This window comes from Pseudomonas sp. A0308, assembly GCF_044218815.1.
GTDB lineage: Bacteria > Pseudomonadota > Gammaproteobacteria > Pseudomonadales > Pseudomonadaceae > Aquipseudomonas > Aquipseudomonas iridis.
The window spans coordinates 1,034,652-1,051,244 of the sequence record NZ_CP162581.1 but is presented as its reverse complement, the minus strand read 5'-3'; the positions used below and the strand labels follow the sequence as shown (position 1 = coordinate 1,051,244).

14 protein-coding genes are annotated in these 16,593 nt (G+C 59.6%); 8 read left to right on the top strand and 6 right to left on the bottom strand.

Translation table 11 applies throughout. The features are described from left to right. The first annotated feature begins 42 nt into the window (after nt 1–42). Nucleotides 43–1,569, top strand: coding sequence for an IS66 family transposase (gene tnpC, locus AB4P92_RS04845; RefSeq protein ID WP_106120196.1), 1,527 nt, complete (start codon nt 43–45; stop codon nt 1,567–1,569). Nucleotides 1,570–1,968: 399 nt separating this feature from the next. Here the strand turns inward: tnpC and AB4P92_RS04840 are convergent, their stop codons facing one another. Beyond that, nucleotides 1,969–2,247, bottom strand: coding sequence for a hypothetical protein (locus AB4P92_RS04840; RefSeq protein WP_042558709.1), 279 nt, complete (start codon nt 2,245–2,247; stop codon nt 1,969–1,971). Between the two features lie 153 nt (nt 2,248–2,400). Between AB4P92_RS04840 and AB4P92_RS04835 the strand changes: the two genes are divergently transcribed. The 3 genes from AB4P92_RS04835 to AB4P92_RS04825 all read left to right on the top strand — a co-directional run bounded on the left by AB4P92_RS04835 (nt 2,401) and on the right by AB4P92_RS04825 (nt 5,192). Continuing rightward, nucleotides 2,401–2,730: a hypothetical protein gene (locus AB4P92_RS04835; protein ID WP_042558710.1), complete on the top strand. Its 330-nt coding sequence runs from the start codon at nt 2,401–2,403 to the stop codon at nt 2,728–2,730. Nucleotides 2,731–2,809: 79 nt separating this feature from the next. Beyond that, on the top strand, nt 2,810–3,262 hold the full coding sequence (locus AB4P92_RS04830; RefSeq protein ID WP_042558711.1) for an anti-virulence regulator CigR family protein: 453 nt from the start codon (nt 2,810–2,812) through the stop codon (nt 3,260–3,262). A gap of 118 nt (nt 3,263–3,380) precedes the next feature. After that, nucleotides 3,381–5,192 carry an ABC transporter ATP-binding protein gene (locus AB4P92_RS04825; RefSeq protein ID WP_047300509.1) on the top strand — a complete coding sequence of 604 codons (1,812 nt, stop codon included), beginning with the start codon at nt 3,381–3,383 and terminating at the stop codon, nt 5,190–5,192. Here the strand turns inward: AB4P92_RS04825 and AB4P92_RS04820 are convergent. From AB4P92_RS04820 to AB4P92_RS04810, 3 genes are all read right to left on the bottom strand, one after another. After that, complete coding sequence (locus AB4P92_RS04820; protein ID WP_395599003.1) at nt 5,189–6,133, bottom strand: alpha/beta hydrolase; 945 nt, start codon at nt 6,131–6,133, stop codon at nt 5,189–5,191. The two genes, AB4P92_RS04825 and AB4P92_RS04820, sit on opposite strands and share 4 nt — an antisense overlap. Nucleotides 6,134–6,245: 112 nt before the next feature. After that, nucleotides 6,246–7,244, bottom strand: coding sequence for an NAD(P)H-quinone oxidoreductase (locus AB4P92_RS04815; RefSeq protein WP_395599002.1), 999 nt, complete (start codon nt 7,242–7,244; stop codon nt 6,246–6,248). Between the two features lie 61 nt (nt 7,245–7,305). Then, on the bottom strand, nt 7,306–8,496 hold the full coding sequence (locus AB4P92_RS04810) for a YbfB/YjiJ family MFS transporter (protein ID WP_395599001.1): 1,191 nt from the start codon (nt 8,494–8,496) through the stop codon (nt 7,306–7,308). Between the two features lie 110 nt (nt 8,497–8,606). Between AB4P92_RS04810 and AB4P92_RS04805 the strand changes: the two genes are divergently transcribed. Together AB4P92_RS04805 and AB4P92_RS04800 are read left to right on the top strand one after the other, a co-directional pair. Then, complete coding sequence (locus tag AB4P92_RS04805) at nt 8,607–9,482, top strand: LysR family transcriptional regulator (RefSeq protein ID WP_395599000.1); 876 nt, start codon at nt 8,607–8,609, stop codon at nt 9,480–9,482. A 182-nt stretch (nt 9,483–9,664) separates the two neighbouring features. Further along, nucleotides 9,665–10,183, top strand: a complete 519-nt coding sequence (locus AB4P92_RS04800) for a hypothetical protein (protein WP_395598999.1) — start codon at nt 9,665–9,667, stop codon at nt 10,181–10,183. Between the two features lie 46 nt (nt 10,184–10,229). Here AB4P92_RS04800 and AB4P92_RS04795 read toward each other — a convergent pair whose 3' ends face one another. After that, nucleotides 10,230–10,952 carry a pirin family protein gene (locus AB4P92_RS04795; RefSeq protein ID WP_395598998.1) on the bottom strand — a complete coding sequence of 241 codons (723 nt, stop codon included), beginning with the start codon at nt 10,950–10,952 and terminating at the stop codon, nt 10,230–10,232. A gap of 220 nt (nt 10,953–11,172) precedes the next feature. On the opposite strand from AB4P92_RS04795, the gene AB4P92_RS04790 reads away from it, so the two are divergent. Together AB4P92_RS04790 and AB4P92_RS04785 are read left to right on the top strand one after the other, a co-directional pair. Continuing rightward, a complete protein-coding gene (locus AB4P92_RS04790; RefSeq protein ID WP_395598997.1) occupies nt 11,173–12,123 on the top strand; it encodes a GlxA family transcriptional regulator in 951 nt (316 codons plus the stop codon). A gap of 90 nt (nt 12,124–12,213) precedes the next feature. Then, the gene (locus AB4P92_RS04785) at nt 12,214–13,683 is read left to right on the top strand and encodes an ATP-binding protein (protein ID WP_395598996.1); all 1,470 of its coding nucleotides are present in this window, start codon (nt 12,214–12,216) and stop codon (nt 13,681–13,683) included. Here the strand turns inward: AB4P92_RS04785 and AB4P92_RS04780 are convergent. After that, the gene (locus tag AB4P92_RS04780; RefSeq protein WP_395598995.1) at nt 13,648–16,572 is read right to left on the bottom strand and encodes an ATP-binding protein; all 2,925 of its coding nucleotides are present in this window, start codon (nt 16,570–16,572) and stop codon (nt 13,648–13,650) included. The two genes, AB4P92_RS04785 and AB4P92_RS04780, sit on opposite strands and share 36 nt — an antisense overlap. Nucleotides 16,573–16,593 lie beyond the last annotated feature (21 nt).

Sequence of the window (16,593 nt, the reverse complement as noted above, 5' to 3'; positions counted from 1 at the left end):
TTTTAGCTGAAGCAGTCGGGCTGCTTTGGTAAAATCCACCCCATGACTTCCTTGCCCGATCTCGACCAAATGACCCCCGAACAACTGCGCACACTAGCTGCGCAGTTGATGTCCAAGGTCGACACCCAGAGCCGAAAGATCCATCGTGATGAAACGATTATCGAGCAGCTCACTCACGAGATCGCCATCCTTAAACGGCACAAGTTCGCCAAGCGCAGCGAGCAGATCAGCCCGGCGCAGGGCAGCCTGCTCGATGACCTACTCAATACCGACCTCGAAGCCATCGAGGCGGAGTTAAAAGCCCTTCATCCCGCTCCCGCACAGGCAGAACCACGCCAGCAACCCAAGCGTGTGCCGTTGCCACCGCAGTTCCCACGTACTGTGATCCATCACGAGCCGGACAACACCCAGTGCGCGTGCGGCTGCCAGCTTCAGCGCATCGGTGAAGATGTCAGCGAAAAGCTGGACTACACGCCGGGCGTGTTCACCGTCGAACAGCATGTGCGTGGGAAATGGGCATGTCGGCAGTGCGAAACACTGATCCAGGCCCCGGTGCCGGCGCAGGTAATCGACAAGGGTATCCCCACTGCCGGCCTGCTGGCCCACGTGATGGTGGCCAAGTTCGCCGACCACCTGCCGCTGTACCGGCAAGAAAAGATCTTCGGCCGTGCCGGCCTGGCCATCCCGCGCTCGACACTGGCGCAGTGGGTGGGTCAAACCGGCGTGCAGCTTCAGCCCCTGGTCGATGCGTTGCGCGAAGTGGTGCTGGCCCAGCGCGTGGTTCACGCCGATGAAACGCCGGTACAAATGCTGGCTCCGGGAGAGAAGAAAACCCATCGTGCTTACGTCTGGGCCTACAGCAGCACGCCTTTTTCGGCACTCAAGGCTGTTGTCTACGACTTCAGCCCCAGCCGTGCCGGCGAACATGCGCGCAACTTCCTGGGCACCTGGAACGGGAAGCTGGTCTGTGATGACTTTGCCGGCTACAAGGCCAGCTTTGAGCTGGGCATCACCGAGATCGGCTGCATGGCCCATGCACGCCGTAAGTTCTTTGACTTGCATGTAGCCAATAAAAGCCAATTGGCGGAGCAGGCGCTTCACTCGATTGGCGGGCTTTACGAAGTCGAGCGACACGCCAAGGAAATGAGCGACGAAGACCGTTGGCGATTACGCCAGGAAACAGCAGTGCCCATCGCTGAAAAGCTGCATGAGTGGATGCTGGCCCAGCGTGAAATTGTGCCCGAGGGTTCGGCCACAGCGAAGGCTCTGGATTACAGCCTCAAACGCTGGGTAGCGCTGACGCGCTACCTGGCAGATGGTGCTGTGCCCATCGACAACAACCAGATCGAGAACTTGATCCGGCCGTGGGCGCTTGGGCGGTCTAACTGGTTGTTTGCGGGATCGCTGCGCAGCGGCAAGCGGGCGGCCGCGATCATGAGCCTGATCCAGTCAGCGCGCATCAACGGGCATGATCCGTATGCTTATCTCAAGGATGTACTGACGCGGCTGCCGACGCAGCGGGCCAGCGAGATGGAGCGACTGCTGCCGCATCAGTGGACGCCTGCCTAATCTGCGCAAGGTGTGTTCGCTGGCCGCTTACGGTAGCGTTGCCCATCAACAATGAATTCGGCGATATACCATTGGCTGAAGCATGACGCGGTAACGCCTTTCTTGCCGGGTTGGTGCCCCCAGAAAAAAGTAAATTCCATGTTCTCTGCGCAGTTGAATCGGGAGCGCAGGTCTTCGAGGTATTTAGAGTCGTGCAATGGGTCTTCCTTGGTGAAGGGGGCGCCGAGGTGAGCATTTAAGTTGTATGCGTCGCCCCGCAGGGCGCATCAATAGGCCCTCTGATGACATCAGAGGCGGATTTAATAACAGCAGACAGCTGCTATTCAAGCTTAGGTGAAGCTTGATGCAAGGATCGTCGAGCCTTGGGTGGGCAATTGCGAACAGCCCATTCAACAGACGCTACTGTTTCGGCTCTTTCTTCATGTCCTCTGAATCACTTGAAGTCGCAGCATCCTTTTCCGTTTCATGCGCCTGCGCGCCGGCATTACCTCCTGAAGACTCCTCGCCCTTTTTGTTCGCCTTATCATCATGTGCGCTCGAACTTTTCGAGTGATTGACGCCCGGCAGGGCATTCGGTGGGGCGGCAGATTCAGCAGTGTTTTTCTCTGTTGCCGAGGCGCTCATCGGACCAATCATGAGCAGGCTGGCAAGCGATAGCAGCGCAATTTTCTTGTTCATCATCTAAGCCTTCACGCGAGGGGATGTACCGGTTTGGAGGTGCGAGAGAGACAAAGGTGCAGGGTGCTGGACGAGTGGTAGGGCAAATTGCTGGCCCCCGAGTACCATTTTCATCGTCAAACTCTCCTTTTTTCATAAGGTTAGGTTGGCTATATGCGGACGATTGTCATGACCGTTGCAACGCTTTCCCTGGCTGTCTTTGCTTCAGGACTCCAAGCGAAAGAGTTAAGCAAAGGCCATCGTTTTGCCTGTAACTGGGGGGCGGATATCGCTGCAGGTGCGCAGCAATCCAAGCTGTCAGGCATCTCTTTGTATGGCGCACGCAAGCAGTTGCAGGTGCGCAAATTCCAGCAGCCGTGGATGCGCATGACCGCGATGGGGATTACCGAACAAACCTATAACAGCACCTCTAAACTCAAGCCGGCGGCGGTCAAGCAGACCTACTACGAGCAATGTGTGCGCCACGAACTGGCTCAGCGTTAGGGACAAATCAGCACTGCCAACGACTGTAGGATCCCGATCTACTATCCTGTGAATCACGCCATTGTCTGAGAGTATGGATATGTTCAGATCAACTCGATGCATTGCAGGTGTGATGTCGCTGGTTCTGGTCGCGGGCCCGATGGCCGCGCTCGCGGATCCCGGCAACGGTAAGGGGCAGGGCAATAGCAAAGGCAACCCGCACAGTGCACAAGGGGCAGGAAACAAAGGCAAAAACGCTGACCATGGGGATCGCAGCCATGGCCCGGCCATCGACCGCAGCCAGGTCATCGGATTGGTCGGTGGATACCGTGATTATTGGCAACCCGGCCCTGCATTGCCCCCGGGAGTCCAGAAAAATCTCGCGCGTGGCAAACCGCTGCCTCCGGGTATTGCGAAGAAACTCGACAATCGTCTGCTCGGCCACCTTCCGCACTACGACGGTTACCAATGGCAGCAAGCCGGTACGGATCTGATACTGGTTGCCCTCGCCACTGGCCTCATCTATGAAGTCCTCAACGGCGCGTTCGAGTAAGCGCTTGCAGCATCGAGCCCGACTTTTTCAGGTCGGGCTTTTTCTTGCCTCGAAGATTCGTAACGTCGGCGCTGGAGTACCATGACGCACTCTCATCCCTTGCCGAGCTCAATGCCCTATGCCTGTTTTATCGCGCGTCATTTCGTTACTCGACCAGGCGCAGCGTGCCTTGCGCCTGGTTTGGGGCACGTCGCGCAGTTTGTTTCTGGGACTGGTGCTGGCGACGTTGGTTGCCGGTGTGTTGCCGGCGCTGGCGGCGTGGCTGGGCCAACGGATTGTCGATGCGGTGGTGACGGCGATGCAGTTGCATGCGCAGCAGGGCGATGCGCCGTTGTGGCCGGTGTTGCGTTACGTGCTGATGGAGGCCGGGGTGTTGGCGTTGATGTCCGCAACGCAACGGGCGCTGTCCGTGCAGCAGTCGTTGTTGCGGGTGCAACTGGGACAGAAGGTCAATACGTTGATTCTGGAGAAGGCGCAGACCCTGTCACTGGTGCAGTTCGAGAACTCCGAGTTCTACGACAAGCTGGTGCGCGTACGCCGCGAAGCCTCGACCCGGCCCCTGGCATTGGTCATGAAATCACTGGGGCTGGTCCAGAACCTGATCATGTTGATCAGCTTCGGTGTGCTGCTGGTGCATTTTTCACCGTGGGCACTGGTCTTGCTGGTGATTGGCGCGCTACCGGTGTTCTTTGCGGAGGCGCACTTTTCCGGCGATGCCTTTCGGCTGTTCACCCGTCGAGCGCCGGAGAGCCGCCAGCAAAGTTACATCGAAACCTTGCTGTCCCACGAGGCGTACATCAAGGAGGTCAAACTGTTCGGGTTCGCGCCGTTGCTTTTACAACGGTACCGAGACACGTTCGCCAGACTGTACGCCGAAGACCGGCAATTGACGTTGCGTCGCGATGGCTGGGGCTTTGGTCTTGGATTGCTCGGCACGGCGGCGTTTTACGTGGCGTATGCCTGGGTTGTGATCGATGCCGTGCACGGCAATATAAGTCTGGGCCAGATGACCATGTATCTGGTGCTGTTCAAGCAAGGGCAGGGCGCTGTCAGCAGCAGCTTGAGTGCGATCAGTGGGCTGTACGAAGACGGCCTCTACCTGTCGAACCTTTACGAATATCTCGCTGAGCCGGTGTTGGCCGATAGTGGTCATCTCACCGCTGGCGTGCGACCGGGCGATGGTCTGCGTTTTGAAAACGTCGGCTTCCGTTATCCGGGGGCGACTCGTGCGGCACTGGAGGGCATCGACCTGCATCTGGTACCCGGCAAAAGCATGGCGCTGGTCGGTGAAAATGGCTCAGGCAAGACCACACTGATCAAATTGCTGACGCGACTCTATCGGCCTGATCAGGGGCGCATTCTGCTCGATGGCAGCGATTTGCAGGATTGGGAGGAGACCACGTTACGTCGACGCATCGGGGTTATCTTCCAGGATTACATTCGTTACCAGTTCACCGTCGGTGAAAACATTGGGGTTGGCGACACTTCGGCATTCAGTGATGAACAGCGCTGGAAAGACGCTGCTGCCGAAGGCATGGCTGCGCGCTTCATTGAGGGGCTGGAGCGCGGTTACGCCACACAACTCGGCCGCTGGTTTGCCGGCGGTCAGGAGTTGTCGGGTGGGCAGTGGCAAAAGATTGCTCTGTCGCGGGCGTACATGCGCCGTGAGGCCGATATCCTGATCCTCGACGAGCCGACCTCGGCCCTCGATCCGGCAGCGGAGGCGGCGGTGTTTGAACATTTCAGCCAGCACACCGAAGGTCGCATGACGTTGCTGATCTCGCACCGATTTTCCAGTGTGCGCAATGCTGATCACATCATTGTGCTGGAACAGGGACGGATTCTGGAGCAGGGCGACCACGATGATTTGATTGAGACTGCCGGGCATTACGCGCAGCTCTTCGATTTACAGGCTCGCGGTTACCGTTAGGAGTCGCGTGCGCTGCGTAGCGGCGCCGGCCCCGCGACACGTGGCAACGGTTTGGTCTGCATCAAGGCGTCGAGCGCCTTGCGATAATTCTGCCCGCCCAGCGCCATGCTGTTGTTGTGCGTAGCGCCAGGAACCAACAACAAGCGTTTGGGTTGTTGAGCCGCGTTGAACAGTTGCTCGCTGAAACGCGGCGGCACGAACGCATCGGCCATGCCATGCACCACCAGCAACGGCATGTGAATGTCGGCGATCTTGTCGATGGAATCGAATTTCTGCGACAGCAGCCAGCGCACCGGCAGCGAGGTGTTGGCCACGGCGGCAGCCACATCCGCCAGCGAGGTGAAGGTGGATTCGATCACCAAGCCGCGCACCGGAAGCGGCGTCTTGTCGCGCGCGGCGTCCTGGCCAAGTTCGGCGGCCAGATCAACCGCCACCGCACCACCCAGGGAGTGGCCGTAGATCAGGCGTTTGTTCGGATCCGGTTGCAGCAGTTTGAAGCGCTCCCACGCCACCCGCGCATCTTCGTAAACGCTGCCTTCGGACGGCAGATCCCCCTTGCTCTGGCCGAATCCGCGGTAATCGATGGCCAGTACCGAGTAGCCCGCCGCGCGCAATTGCTCGATGCGGAACAACTGCCCGGTGAGGTTCCAGCGCACGCCATGCAGATAGAGGATCGCCGGGGCGTTGGCTTTTTCCGCCGGCCACCACCAGGCATGAATGTTTTCCCCGGCCTTGAAGCTCTTGGGTTGCAGATCGAGTTCCTGCACGCTGCCCGGCAAACCGCGATACCAGCCGGCAGTCCCCGGCTCGATGCGAAACAGCAGTTTGCGCTCGGTATGTTCCAGCACGGCACAACTCGTCGGCATGCCGATAATCAAAGCGGCCATGCAGGCGAACGCCAAGCGGCGACGGCGCAGACGAGTCATGAAGGACAGGAACATTAAACGTTTCACCACGGCGCAGGCAAAGAACGCTTTTTACCAGATGCCTCGGTCTGCGCGCGATATTTTCGACCACCGCCCGTACGCAACAATTACAAAATGCTGCAGCGGCTCAATTCACCTTCAGCACGATCTTGCCGATATGATCGCCGGCCTCCATGTGCGCATGGGCCTGTGCCGCCTCTTCAAGTGTATAAACCTTGTCGATGATCGGCAGGCAGCGACCGGCACTCAGCACCGGCCAAACGTGCTCGCGCAACTGATCGGCAATGGCCGATTTCTCCGCCGCAGTGCGCGCGCGCAACAGCGACCCGGTGACCACTGCGCGTTTTCCCAGGATCGCCAGCAGATCGACGTCGTTTGCCTTGCCGCCACCAAGGAAGCCCAGCATCACCAATCGCCCATCCATCGCCAGAGCGCTGACGTTACTGTTGAAGTACGAGCCGCCCATGATGTCGAGAATCACATTCACGCCCTGGCCAGCGGTTTTCTCGGCGATTACCGCAGCGAAATCCTCTTCGCGGTAGTTGATCGGTTGGCCGCCGAACTTGCTGATCGCCGCGCATTTTGCCGGGCTACCGGCCGTGGCGAAGGCTTCGATGCCAAATTCGCGACACAGCATCAGCGCCGTGGTGCCGATGCCGCTGGTGCCGCCATGGATGAGCGCGCGTTGCCCTCGGCTGGCGCCGCCGAGACCGAACAGGTTGGCCCACACGGTAAAGAAGGTTTCCGGAATCGCGGCGGCCTGCACCCAGTCGAGTCCGTCGGGAATGGGCAGGGTCTGGCCGGCCGGAACGCAGCAATATTCGGCGTAGCCGCCACCATTGGTCAGCGCACACACGCGGTCGCCGAGGGCAAACTGGTTGACTCCAGCACCGAGTGCCACGACTTCGCCGGCCACTTCCAGGCCTGGGATCGGGTTCATTCCGGGCTTCATCGGGTACTTTCCGGCGCGTTGCAAGGCATCCGGCCGGTTGATGCCGGCAGCGTGCACGCGGATCAGCACCTCGCCTTCGGCAGCCACCGGCAACGGCACGCGCTTGGGTTGCAGGACTTCAGGGCCACCGGGCTGGGTAATTTCGATTCGGGTCATTTCATTGGGTAAAGTCATGTCGACTCCTGTGATTAAAGGTTCTGTAGATGGGAGCGTGGTTTAAAGGCAATGATTCCCTTCAGTGAGTGCAAACACGCGATTCAATGGAAGAGGGCAGCCACCTCATTGCCTGCTCCAGCAACAACGCCACTGCAATCGCGCCTGCGGCAATCGCGAACAACAACGTGTGATGTCCACCCGAGGCATTGAACATCGCCGAATAGGCAAACCCGGCCAGTGCCTGGAACGTGGCAAACGATACGGTGGCCCGGCTCCAGGCGATTTGCTGGCGATGATGTTCAGGAATCAATTCGTGCACGCGGGCCAGAGCCAGTGGCACGATGCCGGGCGGGAATGAACCGAGAATCACCGCCAGCACTGCCAGCGCTACAAATGAGTGGGAAGTCGCCAGCAACCCGAGCGTAATCGCCTGCACCACCAGGACCACACGAATGCTCGTCCGCGCCCCCAACTTGTCCGCCAGAAAACCATAAGTCACCGGTCCGACAATCGCGCCCAACCCGTACATCACCCATACCAGCGCGCCGACGTGCGCTCCGGCTCCGAGCCCGCGCGCCACGTAATCCACCAGAAACACCATGGCTGGCACCAGACCTGCGGCCATGAAGGCGTATTGCGCGAACAGTAAATACACGCCCGGTGGGGTTGGCTGAACCGCCGCGCGCTCTTGGGTCGCAACCGGATGCGGCAAGTCAGCAGGCCAGCCGAACCAGCTCACCGCGGTCAACAGCAACGACAATGCGCCGAGCCCTAGCCAGGTTGATTGAAGGCCCAGGCTCAACAGTGGCGGGACAATCGTCCCGGAGCCGGCAATCCCCAGGCCGATGCCAAGGAAGATCGCGCCGCTGGCCAGTCCTTTTCGGGCTGCCGGTACATGCGGCAACACCGTCGCTGCCACCAACACCATGATCGCGCCACCGGTAATTCCCGATAGCAACCGCCAAGCAAAAAACCAACTCACCGACAACGGAAACGCACAGGCAAAAAATGCAGCGGTGACCAACAGCATCATCAGCCGTAACGCATTTTTATTACCGAGGTATCGTGCGATTGGCCGCCCGAGCAGGGCGCCGATCAGGTAGCCGACCAGATTGGCCGCGCCGAGATAGACCACATCGTTGGCAGAAAACCACTGCGCCTGAATCAGCGCGGGAATCAGCGGGGTGTAAGCAAAGCGTGCGAGGCCGATGCTGACCAGACTGGCGCAGAGTCCGGCGAAGATTGCCGATGCTGAGGATGACGTACGCATGAGCGCGATCTCAAGAAGGTTTATGGCGCCCAGCATATCGGCTATGTTTGCTGCATTCGCGCAGCGAATTGGCTGCGCAGCGATGCAAATCTGCATCACAAGGGGGCAGGATGAATTGGGACGATGCACGGGTATTTCTCGCGGTTTGTCGTGAATCGACATTGCGTGGCGCGGCGCGGGTTCTGGGCGTGGATCAGGCCACCGTCGGGCGGCGGATCACGGCGCTGGAAAAGTCCCTCAGCGCGACGCTGTTCTTGCGTACTTCTGAGGGTTACGCGCTGACGGCTGTCGGCGAGGCGGCGCTCAAGAACGTGGAGAAAATGGAGCACTCGGCGCTGGAGCTGGAGCGGCAGATTCAGGGGCTGGATGATCGCCTGACCGGTAACGTGCGGGTCAGCACCACCGACTCGCTGGCCATCGACTTTCTGATCCCGGCCATCGCCCGTCTGCACCAGCAGCATCCGGACGTGCGCGTGCAACTTGATGCCTCGACGCAGATCCTCAGCCTGGCCAAGCGCGAGGCGGACATCGCCGTGCGTAATACCCGACCTGACAATCCGGACCTGATCGCACGGCGGATTGCCCGATGGCCGGTGGGGTTGTTCGCTTCACAGACCTATATCGACACTCATGGCGTTCCTGTTCCGGGCGCGGCTTTCGAGGGGCATGACCTGGTGGTTTACCAGCCGTATCTGCAGAACAACAAGGATATGACGCTGGTTGCTGAGCCGCTGCATCGCGGGCGTATCGTCGCCAGTCTCAGTTCCAGCCTGTTGGTGCGCCGCTCGATTGCGGCGGGTCTGGGGGTAGGAGAAATCCCGGTGTACATGGGCGAACACGATGGTTTGGTCAGGCTCTGGCCAGAGCGTAATCGTCCGCAGCCGTATGAAGTATGGCTGGTGACCCATGCGGATTTACGCCACACCGCACGGGTTCGGGCGGTGATCGAGCAGATTGTCGAAGGGTTTGCGCTGGAGAATGGGTGAGTGTCTGGCGTGTTTTGGAGAAGCTACGTTGCTCGACGAAACGGCCTACAACTTAGGCAGAATCCGCTGGCTTGCGGGCTTGGTTGATGGGCTCTATTGTTGCTGCAACTCGTAGCGATAGAAATCACGCTTGTGAGTGATCAACCAGGGACGGGTATCGGTAACCAAGGAAGCGGATCGGATTGAAAGCCAGTGAGTTACATCAATATCCAGTCAGTGAGACATCGAGCAAAGGTCGCAATACTCAAGTCATGAGCACGGTAAGCCGCGAAGAATTCAATGCGAGGATCGAGACCATTGAAAGCAGAATGGACGCTCGAATCGATGGTGTACGCGCAGAAATTCGCGAGTTCCTTGCGATTCAGAGCGAGCGGGACAAGACGCGAGATCAGACTCAAATTGAACGAGACAAGACTCAAGTTGAAAGAGACAAGCGTTACGACCTGATTTCGCAGGATATGCGAAAAATTTCCCGGGGAGCTGAGGAAGCCGCGAGGCAAGGGGCTACCGTCAAGGCTAATGTCTGGGCAGCCACTGTCGTCCAGTTGCTTGGAATCGTTGCCATCGTCGCAGGTGCCTATTACGCGAACCAAGCCAACATGTATGTCGCGATACAAACCACCCTGGCAGCGGTTCAAGCGGGCAAGGATATCCACGCACCGTCACCGCTGGCATTACCCTCACTTACACCACCGCCATAAAAACGGCCTTCATGAGAAGGCCGTTTTTTGTGGTGGTCAAGCAACCTCATGGCATCTGCGGCAACTCGTGCGGCCGCAAGTCAAACACCAGCACCTCGGCATCCACGCCATTGCTCAACGTCAGCGCCTGTTCTTCGCGAACCCGCACGCCGTCACCTTCCTGCAATCGCTGGCCGTTCAGTTCAACACTGCCGCGCGCCACATGCACGTAGGCGTAACGATTGGCGTGCAGTTCCAGCGTAGCGCTCTCTTTGCCATCGAATAGTCCGGCAAACACTCGCGCATCCTGGCGTACTTTCAGTGAACCGTTGCTGCCGTCAGGCGAAATGATCAATTGCAGCCGACCGCGTTTTTTCTGGGTGTTGAAGTGCTCCTGCTGATAACGCGGTTTGGCGCCGCTGACTTCCGGCACGATCCAGATTTGCAGGAAGTGCACAGGTTTGGTTGCCGAATGGTTGAACTCACTGTGCGCCACGCCACTGCCGGCGCTCATCAGTTGCACGTCGCCGGGGCGGATCACGGAACCGGTGCCCAGAGTGTCTTTATGTTCCAGTGCGCCTTCGAGCACGTAGGAGAAGATCTCCATGTCGCGATGCGGATGCTGGCCGAAACCTTTACCGGCGGCAACGCGGTCATCGTTGATTACCAGCAGGTCGGAAAAGCCCTGTTCACGCGGATCGCGATAGCTGGCAAAGGAAAAGGTGTGGAACGACTTCAACCAGCCATGATTGGCGAGGCCACGATCGGAGGCTTTGCGAAGAGTCAGCATAATGAAATCTCCTGGCGGGACGTGAATTCGTCCGAGTGAGGAGAAGCTTACTGTTAACCGTTTGAAGCAATAAGTAGATGAAAATTGAAAGACTGTCGCGATCAGGTTGACAGTTCTGCTCGCCAGTTCACGCATTCTTTTCTAACGTTCAGAGCGCGTTTGGCCATAATGCTCACCCTGACTTTCGCGTTTATTCTTTTTTGATCAGTGATGTAAAACCATGAAAACCGTGGCAATGGTGTTGTTCCCCGACTTTCTCCTGCTCGATATGGCCGGCCCGATGGAAGTGTTTTCGGTTGCCAATCGCTTTCTGGAAGCAAAATCACACTATCAACTGATTACCCTTGGGACCGAACGCGGCCCGCTGCGCGCCTCCAATGGCGTATGCGTGCACGCTGACCTGCTTATCGGTGAAAGCGACGAGCGCTATGACTTGCTGCTGGTGCCGGGTGGCCCGGGGGCCTATAACGAAAAATTCCCGACGCTGTTCGCCTGGTTACCCGGGGCCGTGCAGCGTGCCGAGCGTTTTGGCTCGATCTGCACCGGCGCTTTCGTGCTGGGCCATGCCGGATTGCTCGACGGTTATCGCGTGACCACGCACTGGAACTATACCGAACGCCTGATCAAGGGATTCCCGAAAGCCAATGTGACGACCGATCAGATTTACGTCGAAGACCGCAATCTGATTACCTCGGGCGGCGTCACTGCGGGTATCGATCTGGCGTTGGCCGTGGTCGCCCGGGATCATGGCAAGAAAATCGCTCAGGATGTGGCCAAAGTGTTGCTGGTGGTGATGAAGCGCCAGGGCGGTCAAGCGCAGTTCAGCCCGTTGATGGCTGCTGTGGCTCCGCAGGAAACCCCCGTCACCCGGGTGCAGCACTATGTGCTGGAACACCTCGACGAGGCGTTTACCGTCGAGCGCATGGCGGGGCTAGCGAACATGAGTGCGCGGCATTTCGCCAGGGTGTTCGCCCGTGACGTCAACATGACGCCGATGGAGTTTCTGCAAAGTGCGCGCATCGACTGTGCACGTCATTTGCTCGAAACCAGCGATCTGCCGCTGAAAACCGTGGCCTATAAAAGCGGTTTCGGCAGCGTGCGGCACATGCGTTCGCTATTCGCTGAAAAGCTCGGCCTGACCCCTGCGCAGTACCGCGAACAGTTCAGCTAGAGCGGCTCTGTCCGTCCAGGGCACCCGGATGTCCGTGCGACGTCCTGTGTGGCGGTTGTGCCGTCATCTGAGGCTGCCAAGATAGTTGGCATGGACAATTTCAACGATGTGAACACGGCGGCGGTGCTGCGTTTCGGCCCTTACGCGTTTCATTTACGCCAGCGGCTGATCCTCGACGGGGATCGGCAATTGCGCATGGGCGGTCGCGCGCTGGACATTCTTCAGTTGCTGGTCGAGCGGGCGGGGCAGGTGGTCAGCAAGGAGCAATTGATTGCTCGGATCTGGCCAACATCGGTGGTCGAAGAGATCAACTTACGCGTGCACATTGCTGCACTGCGGCGGGCGTTGGGCGATGGTCAGGATGGTCAGCGTTATATCGTCACTGTGCCGCAGCGCGGGTACAGCTTTATCGCCCCGGTGCATTACGACAGCGTGCCGCAAGCAGTCTTCGAAGGGCTGCAATCACCGCAGCACAACTTGCCCGCGCGGCTGACCCCGGTCACCGGCCGCGATGCACTGATTGGCGGCATGGTGCGGCGTCTGCCGCTGTGTCGACTGATGACTGTCACCGGGCCTGCCGGTGTCGGCAAGACCACCGTGGCGCTGCGCGTGGCGGAGTTACTGCTGCAACATTTTCGTGATGGCGTGTGGTTGGTCGATCTGGCGCAGATCGATGTCGAAATCCCCTTGCTGGAACACCTGTTACGCACCCTCGATTGCGATTTCGCCACGCTGTGCGTGCGTCATGCATTGCTGGTGCTGGACAATTGCGAATACCGGCGCGAGGCCTGCAAGGCAATGGTCGAGACGCTGCTGGACGCCGCGCCGCAACTGACGATTCTCGCGACCAGTCGTGAAGTCTTGCAGGCCAGGGTGGAAACCGTTCAACCGTTATTACCGCTGACTTTTCCTAACAGTTCGGCAGTCGATTGTGTTGCGCAGGCCATGGGCTATCCGGCAGTGCAGCTATTTGTCAGCCGCGCCCGGGCTCGACAGCATGATTTCAGTTTGCGCGAACAGGATCTGCCCACCGTACGTGAGATCTGTCGTCAGCTCGATGGCCTGCCGTTGGCGATCGAACTGGCGGCTGCGCAGATCGGCGCACTGGCGTTGGTCGGATTGCACGCGCAGTTGGCCAACGGCCTGCAATTGCTCAACCATGGCCGGCGCACGGCAGTGCCTCGTCATCAATCCATGCAGGCCGCACTCGACTGGAGTTATCAACGCTTGAACGAGCAGGAACAGCGCGTGCTGCAACGCTTGTCGGTGTTCAAACGGGTCTTCACTTTGGAGGCCGCTCAGGGCGTGATCATTTGCCCAATGCTGTCTGCGTCGCAGCTGGCGGCGATCATCGAACGGTTGGTGCACACGTCATTGTTGGCGGTGGAGCGGGGCGCTGGCACGGGCAGATACCGGATGCTCAATACCACCCGGCGTTATGCCCGCGAGCAACTTGAGCGCAGTGGTGAAGGCATTGAACTGGAGCGTCGACATGCACGCTTTATCAGTCGTGTGCGTCATGCGTCAGGCGAGCACGGGATCGCGCAATTCGTCGAGTAACTGGCGCACTTTCCGCAAGTCCGGCGTGGCATAGCCTTCGGTGAAACGTTGATAGATCGGCGTCAGCAGATCCAGCGCTTCGCGATGACGGGATTGACGTTGCCAGAGCTGGGCGAGCGAGGTGGCGCTGCGCAACTCCCAGGCCAGGGCACCTTGGGTGCGGGCGATGCACAGGGCTTGATGCAGGATGGCTTCTGCCTCCTGAACATTTGCGGTGATTGAGCTGGCCTCTTCGCGAGCAGGCTCGCTCCCACAGGGATTTTGGGGGTACGCAGAATTTGCGTTTAACACGAAACCATTGTGGGAGCGAGCCTGCTCGCGAAGCCGTCCGCTCGGACGCCCTGAGTCATCAACCATTAACGCATTCGCCCGAGCCCGCAAGATCTCCGCCGTACTCCAACCCGCATCACCGGCCAGCGCCCGTGTCAGCAAATCATCATCAACAAATCGCTCATCCAGCGTCACCATGATTTCCCGCACCAGCCCGCTGCCATCCGTCGGCACCGGCATAGTGGTTTCAGCGTCGATCACCTGTGCGTAGTGCAGCGCCCAGCGATAAAACAACAGCACCGAATGCTTCTGCGATTGCTCAAGCAACAGATGCAACAGTGCCCGGGCGTTCTGCTTGTCACCGTTGTAATGGGCGATCAGGCAACTGGCCAGTGCCAGGGTGTAGCAAATCGAGGTGCCGTGATTGATCTGCACGGCAATGTCCAATGCCTGTCGCGCCGTGCGCCACGCTTGCTCGGGAAATCCTTGCAGCCACAGCACCCGGGCGAGCACGGTCAGTGAGGCGACACTCTGGTCGTATTGCACGCCAAAACCGTGGGTAAAGCGGTTGAGGTGGCCGCTGTGCGCCATGCGTTCGAGCACTTGCTCGGCATGAATGCGCGCCTGTGGCTGGTCGCCGGCGTAATGCAGGGCCAGCACCCGCAAGCGGTGCGTGCTGAGCGACAGCAACGGGTCGCCCTGCGGGCCTAGGCGGTCGAATTCTTCGCTCTGCTCCAGCGCCATCCGGTAGCGCCCACAACTGAGGTTGACCGCCAGATGCCCGGATATCGCGCGCAGTTGGCCGGAGATATCAGCGTGTGTGTGGGCCAGTTGGCGGGCGTCGACAAAAGCGCCGATAGTCTCCGGGGTGGCGCCCCAGGTGTGATAACAGGCACTGCCCAAGGCCAGTTTCAGGGCGATTTTCAGATGCGGGCAGGGGGCGCCAATTTCATCCAGCAGGCGCAACGCCCGCCGCACGTAATCGCCGTACTCCTTGAGTAGCGACAGCTCCTGCCACAACGGCGCCGAGGCTGCGGTCAGCTCAATGGCCAGATTATCCGGCCCGGCTCTGTTCAGGCTCCACTCCAGCGCTGCGCGCAAATCCTCCAGACCTCGGGCATAGCGCTCGATCCACAACGCAGTGGGGGTGTTTTCCCAGTGCGATTGCGCCTGATGCATCAGGGCCAGGCAGCGTTCGGCGTGGCGCTGACGAGTCTCATCGAGTTCAGCCGCGACATCGAGTTTTTCCAGGGCATAGCGGCGTGTCGTATCGAGCAGGCGATAGAACACCTCTTCATCACCCACCTCGACACTGAGCAAGGATTTGGCCACCAATTGCGTGATCGAGGCGAACACCGCAGCGGGGTCGATCTGCTGCCCGACGATGACGGCCGCCGCCGACTCCAGGGTAAACCCGCCGCGAAACACACCGAGTCGACGCAAGCAGGTTTGCTCGCAGCGATCGAGCAGGTTGAAACTCCAGTCCAGCGTGGCACGCAACGTCAGGTGGCGCTCGGCGCTACTCTGGTCACCCGCCGTCAAGGGTGGCAAACGGCCCTGCAAGTGCCTCAGTAAGCCGTCCAGCCCCAGTTCGGCGACTTGTGCCGCCGCCAGTTCCAGCGCCAGTGGAATACCGTCCAGTCGGTGGCAAATCTCGATGGCTTGCGGCAACTGGGCATCGCTCAATTCAAAGCTTTCCTGCGCCTCGGTCGCCCGTTCGACAAACAGCTGCAACGCGGAAAAACCCAGCGCCTGGGCCCGGTCAAGTTCGACAGGCAACGGTGGGTAATCGAGGGTTTCCAGACGTTGCACAAATTCGCCTTCCGCTCGCAGGCTTTCACGACTGGTGGCAAGAATATGCACCTGTGCCGCGCCGCGCAGAATGCGCTCACTGAGCGCTGCAACGGCGTCGATCAGGTGCTCGCAGTTGTCGAGCACCAGCAGCATCTGGCGCTGGCGCAAACCATTGACCAGACACACCAGCGGATCGCCGTCGAGCAGCGACAGCTCGAGCAGGGCCGCCAGGTGCGAGCAAATCAGTTGTGGGTCGTTGAGCGGCGCCAGATCCACCAGTCGAATGCCGTCGCGATAATGCCCGATCAACTGTTCAGCCACGCGCAAAGCCACAGTGGTTTTACCGATGCCGCCGGGGCCGACCAGGGTAATGCAGCGCCGGCGTGGCAGCTGCGTCATCAACCGGTCGACCAGGGGCTGACGGCCAATCATCCGCGTGCGCCGCAGGGGCAGATTGTGCCGACCGTCGGCATCGCCCGCCGGTCGCTGTTCGATAGTCTCGTGCAGGATCGGCGCAACAAAACTGTAACCGCGTTGCGCCACGGTGACGATATAGCGCTGGCCAGCCTGACCGTCGCCCAAAGCCTTGCGCAGCGCTGCCATGTGCACCCGCAGGTTGATGTCTTCGACGACGCTGTCCGGCCAGACTGCGGCCATCAATTGCTGCTTGCTCACCACCTCGCCGGCGTGGCCCAGCAGAGTCAGGAGAATGTCCATCGCTCGCCGACCCAGTCGCAACGGCTGATCGCCCTCAAGCACCAGCCGTTGCCCGGGATGAATCCGATAGGGACCGAAACCGAGGGCCTGATTCGGGGGAAGACTCAACAGCTCACTCCTGGGATGCTG

Bases quoted from the DNA above. Each gene is read 5' to 3' on its own strand.
- tnpC (WP_106120196.1), top strand. From the start codon at position 43: ATGACTTCCTTGCCCGATCTCGACCAAATGACCCCCGAACAACTGCGC.
- AB4P92_RS04840 (WP_042558709.1), bottom strand. From the start codon at position 2,247: ATGAACAAGAAAATTGCGCTGCTATCGCTTGCCAGCCTGCTCATGATT.
- AB4P92_RS04835 (WP_042558710.1), top strand. From the start codon at position 2,401: ATGCGGACGATTGTCATGACCGTTGCAACGCTTTCCCTGGCTGTCTTT.
- AB4P92_RS04830 (WP_042558711.1), top strand. From the start codon at position 2,810: ATGTTCAGATCAACTCGATGCATTGCAGGTGTGATGTCGCTGGTTCTG.
- AB4P92_RS04825 (WP_047300509.1), top strand. From the start codon at position 3,381: ATGCCTGTTTTATCGCGCGTCATTTCGTTACTCGACCAGGCGCAGCGT.
- AB4P92_RS04820 (WP_395599003.1), bottom strand. From the start codon at position 6,133: ATGTTCCTGTCCTTCATGACTCGTCTGCGCCGTCGCCGCTTGGCGTTC.
- AB4P92_RS04815 (WP_395599002.1), bottom strand. From the start codon at position 7,244: ATGACTTTACCCAATGAAATGACCCGAATCGAAATTACCCAGCCCGGT.
- AB4P92_RS04810 (WP_395599001.1), bottom strand. From the start codon at position 8,496: ATGCGTACGTCATCCTCAGCATCGGCAATCTTCGCCGGACTCTGCGCC.
- AB4P92_RS04805 (WP_395599000.1), top strand. From the start codon at position 8,607: ATGAATTGGGACGATGCACGGGTATTTCTCGCGGTTTGTCGTGAATCG.
- AB4P92_RS04795 (WP_395598998.1), bottom strand. From the start codon at position 10,952: ATGCTGACTCTTCGCAAAGCCTCCGATCGTGGCCTCGCCAATCATGGC.
- AB4P92_RS04790 (WP_395598997.1), top strand. From the start codon at position 11,173: ATGAAAACCGTGGCAATGGTGTTGTTCCCCGACTTTCTCCTGCTCGAT.
- AB4P92_RS04785 (WP_395598996.1), top strand. From the start codon at position 12,214: ATGGACAATTTCAACGATGTGAACACGGCGGCGGTGCTGCGTTTCGGC.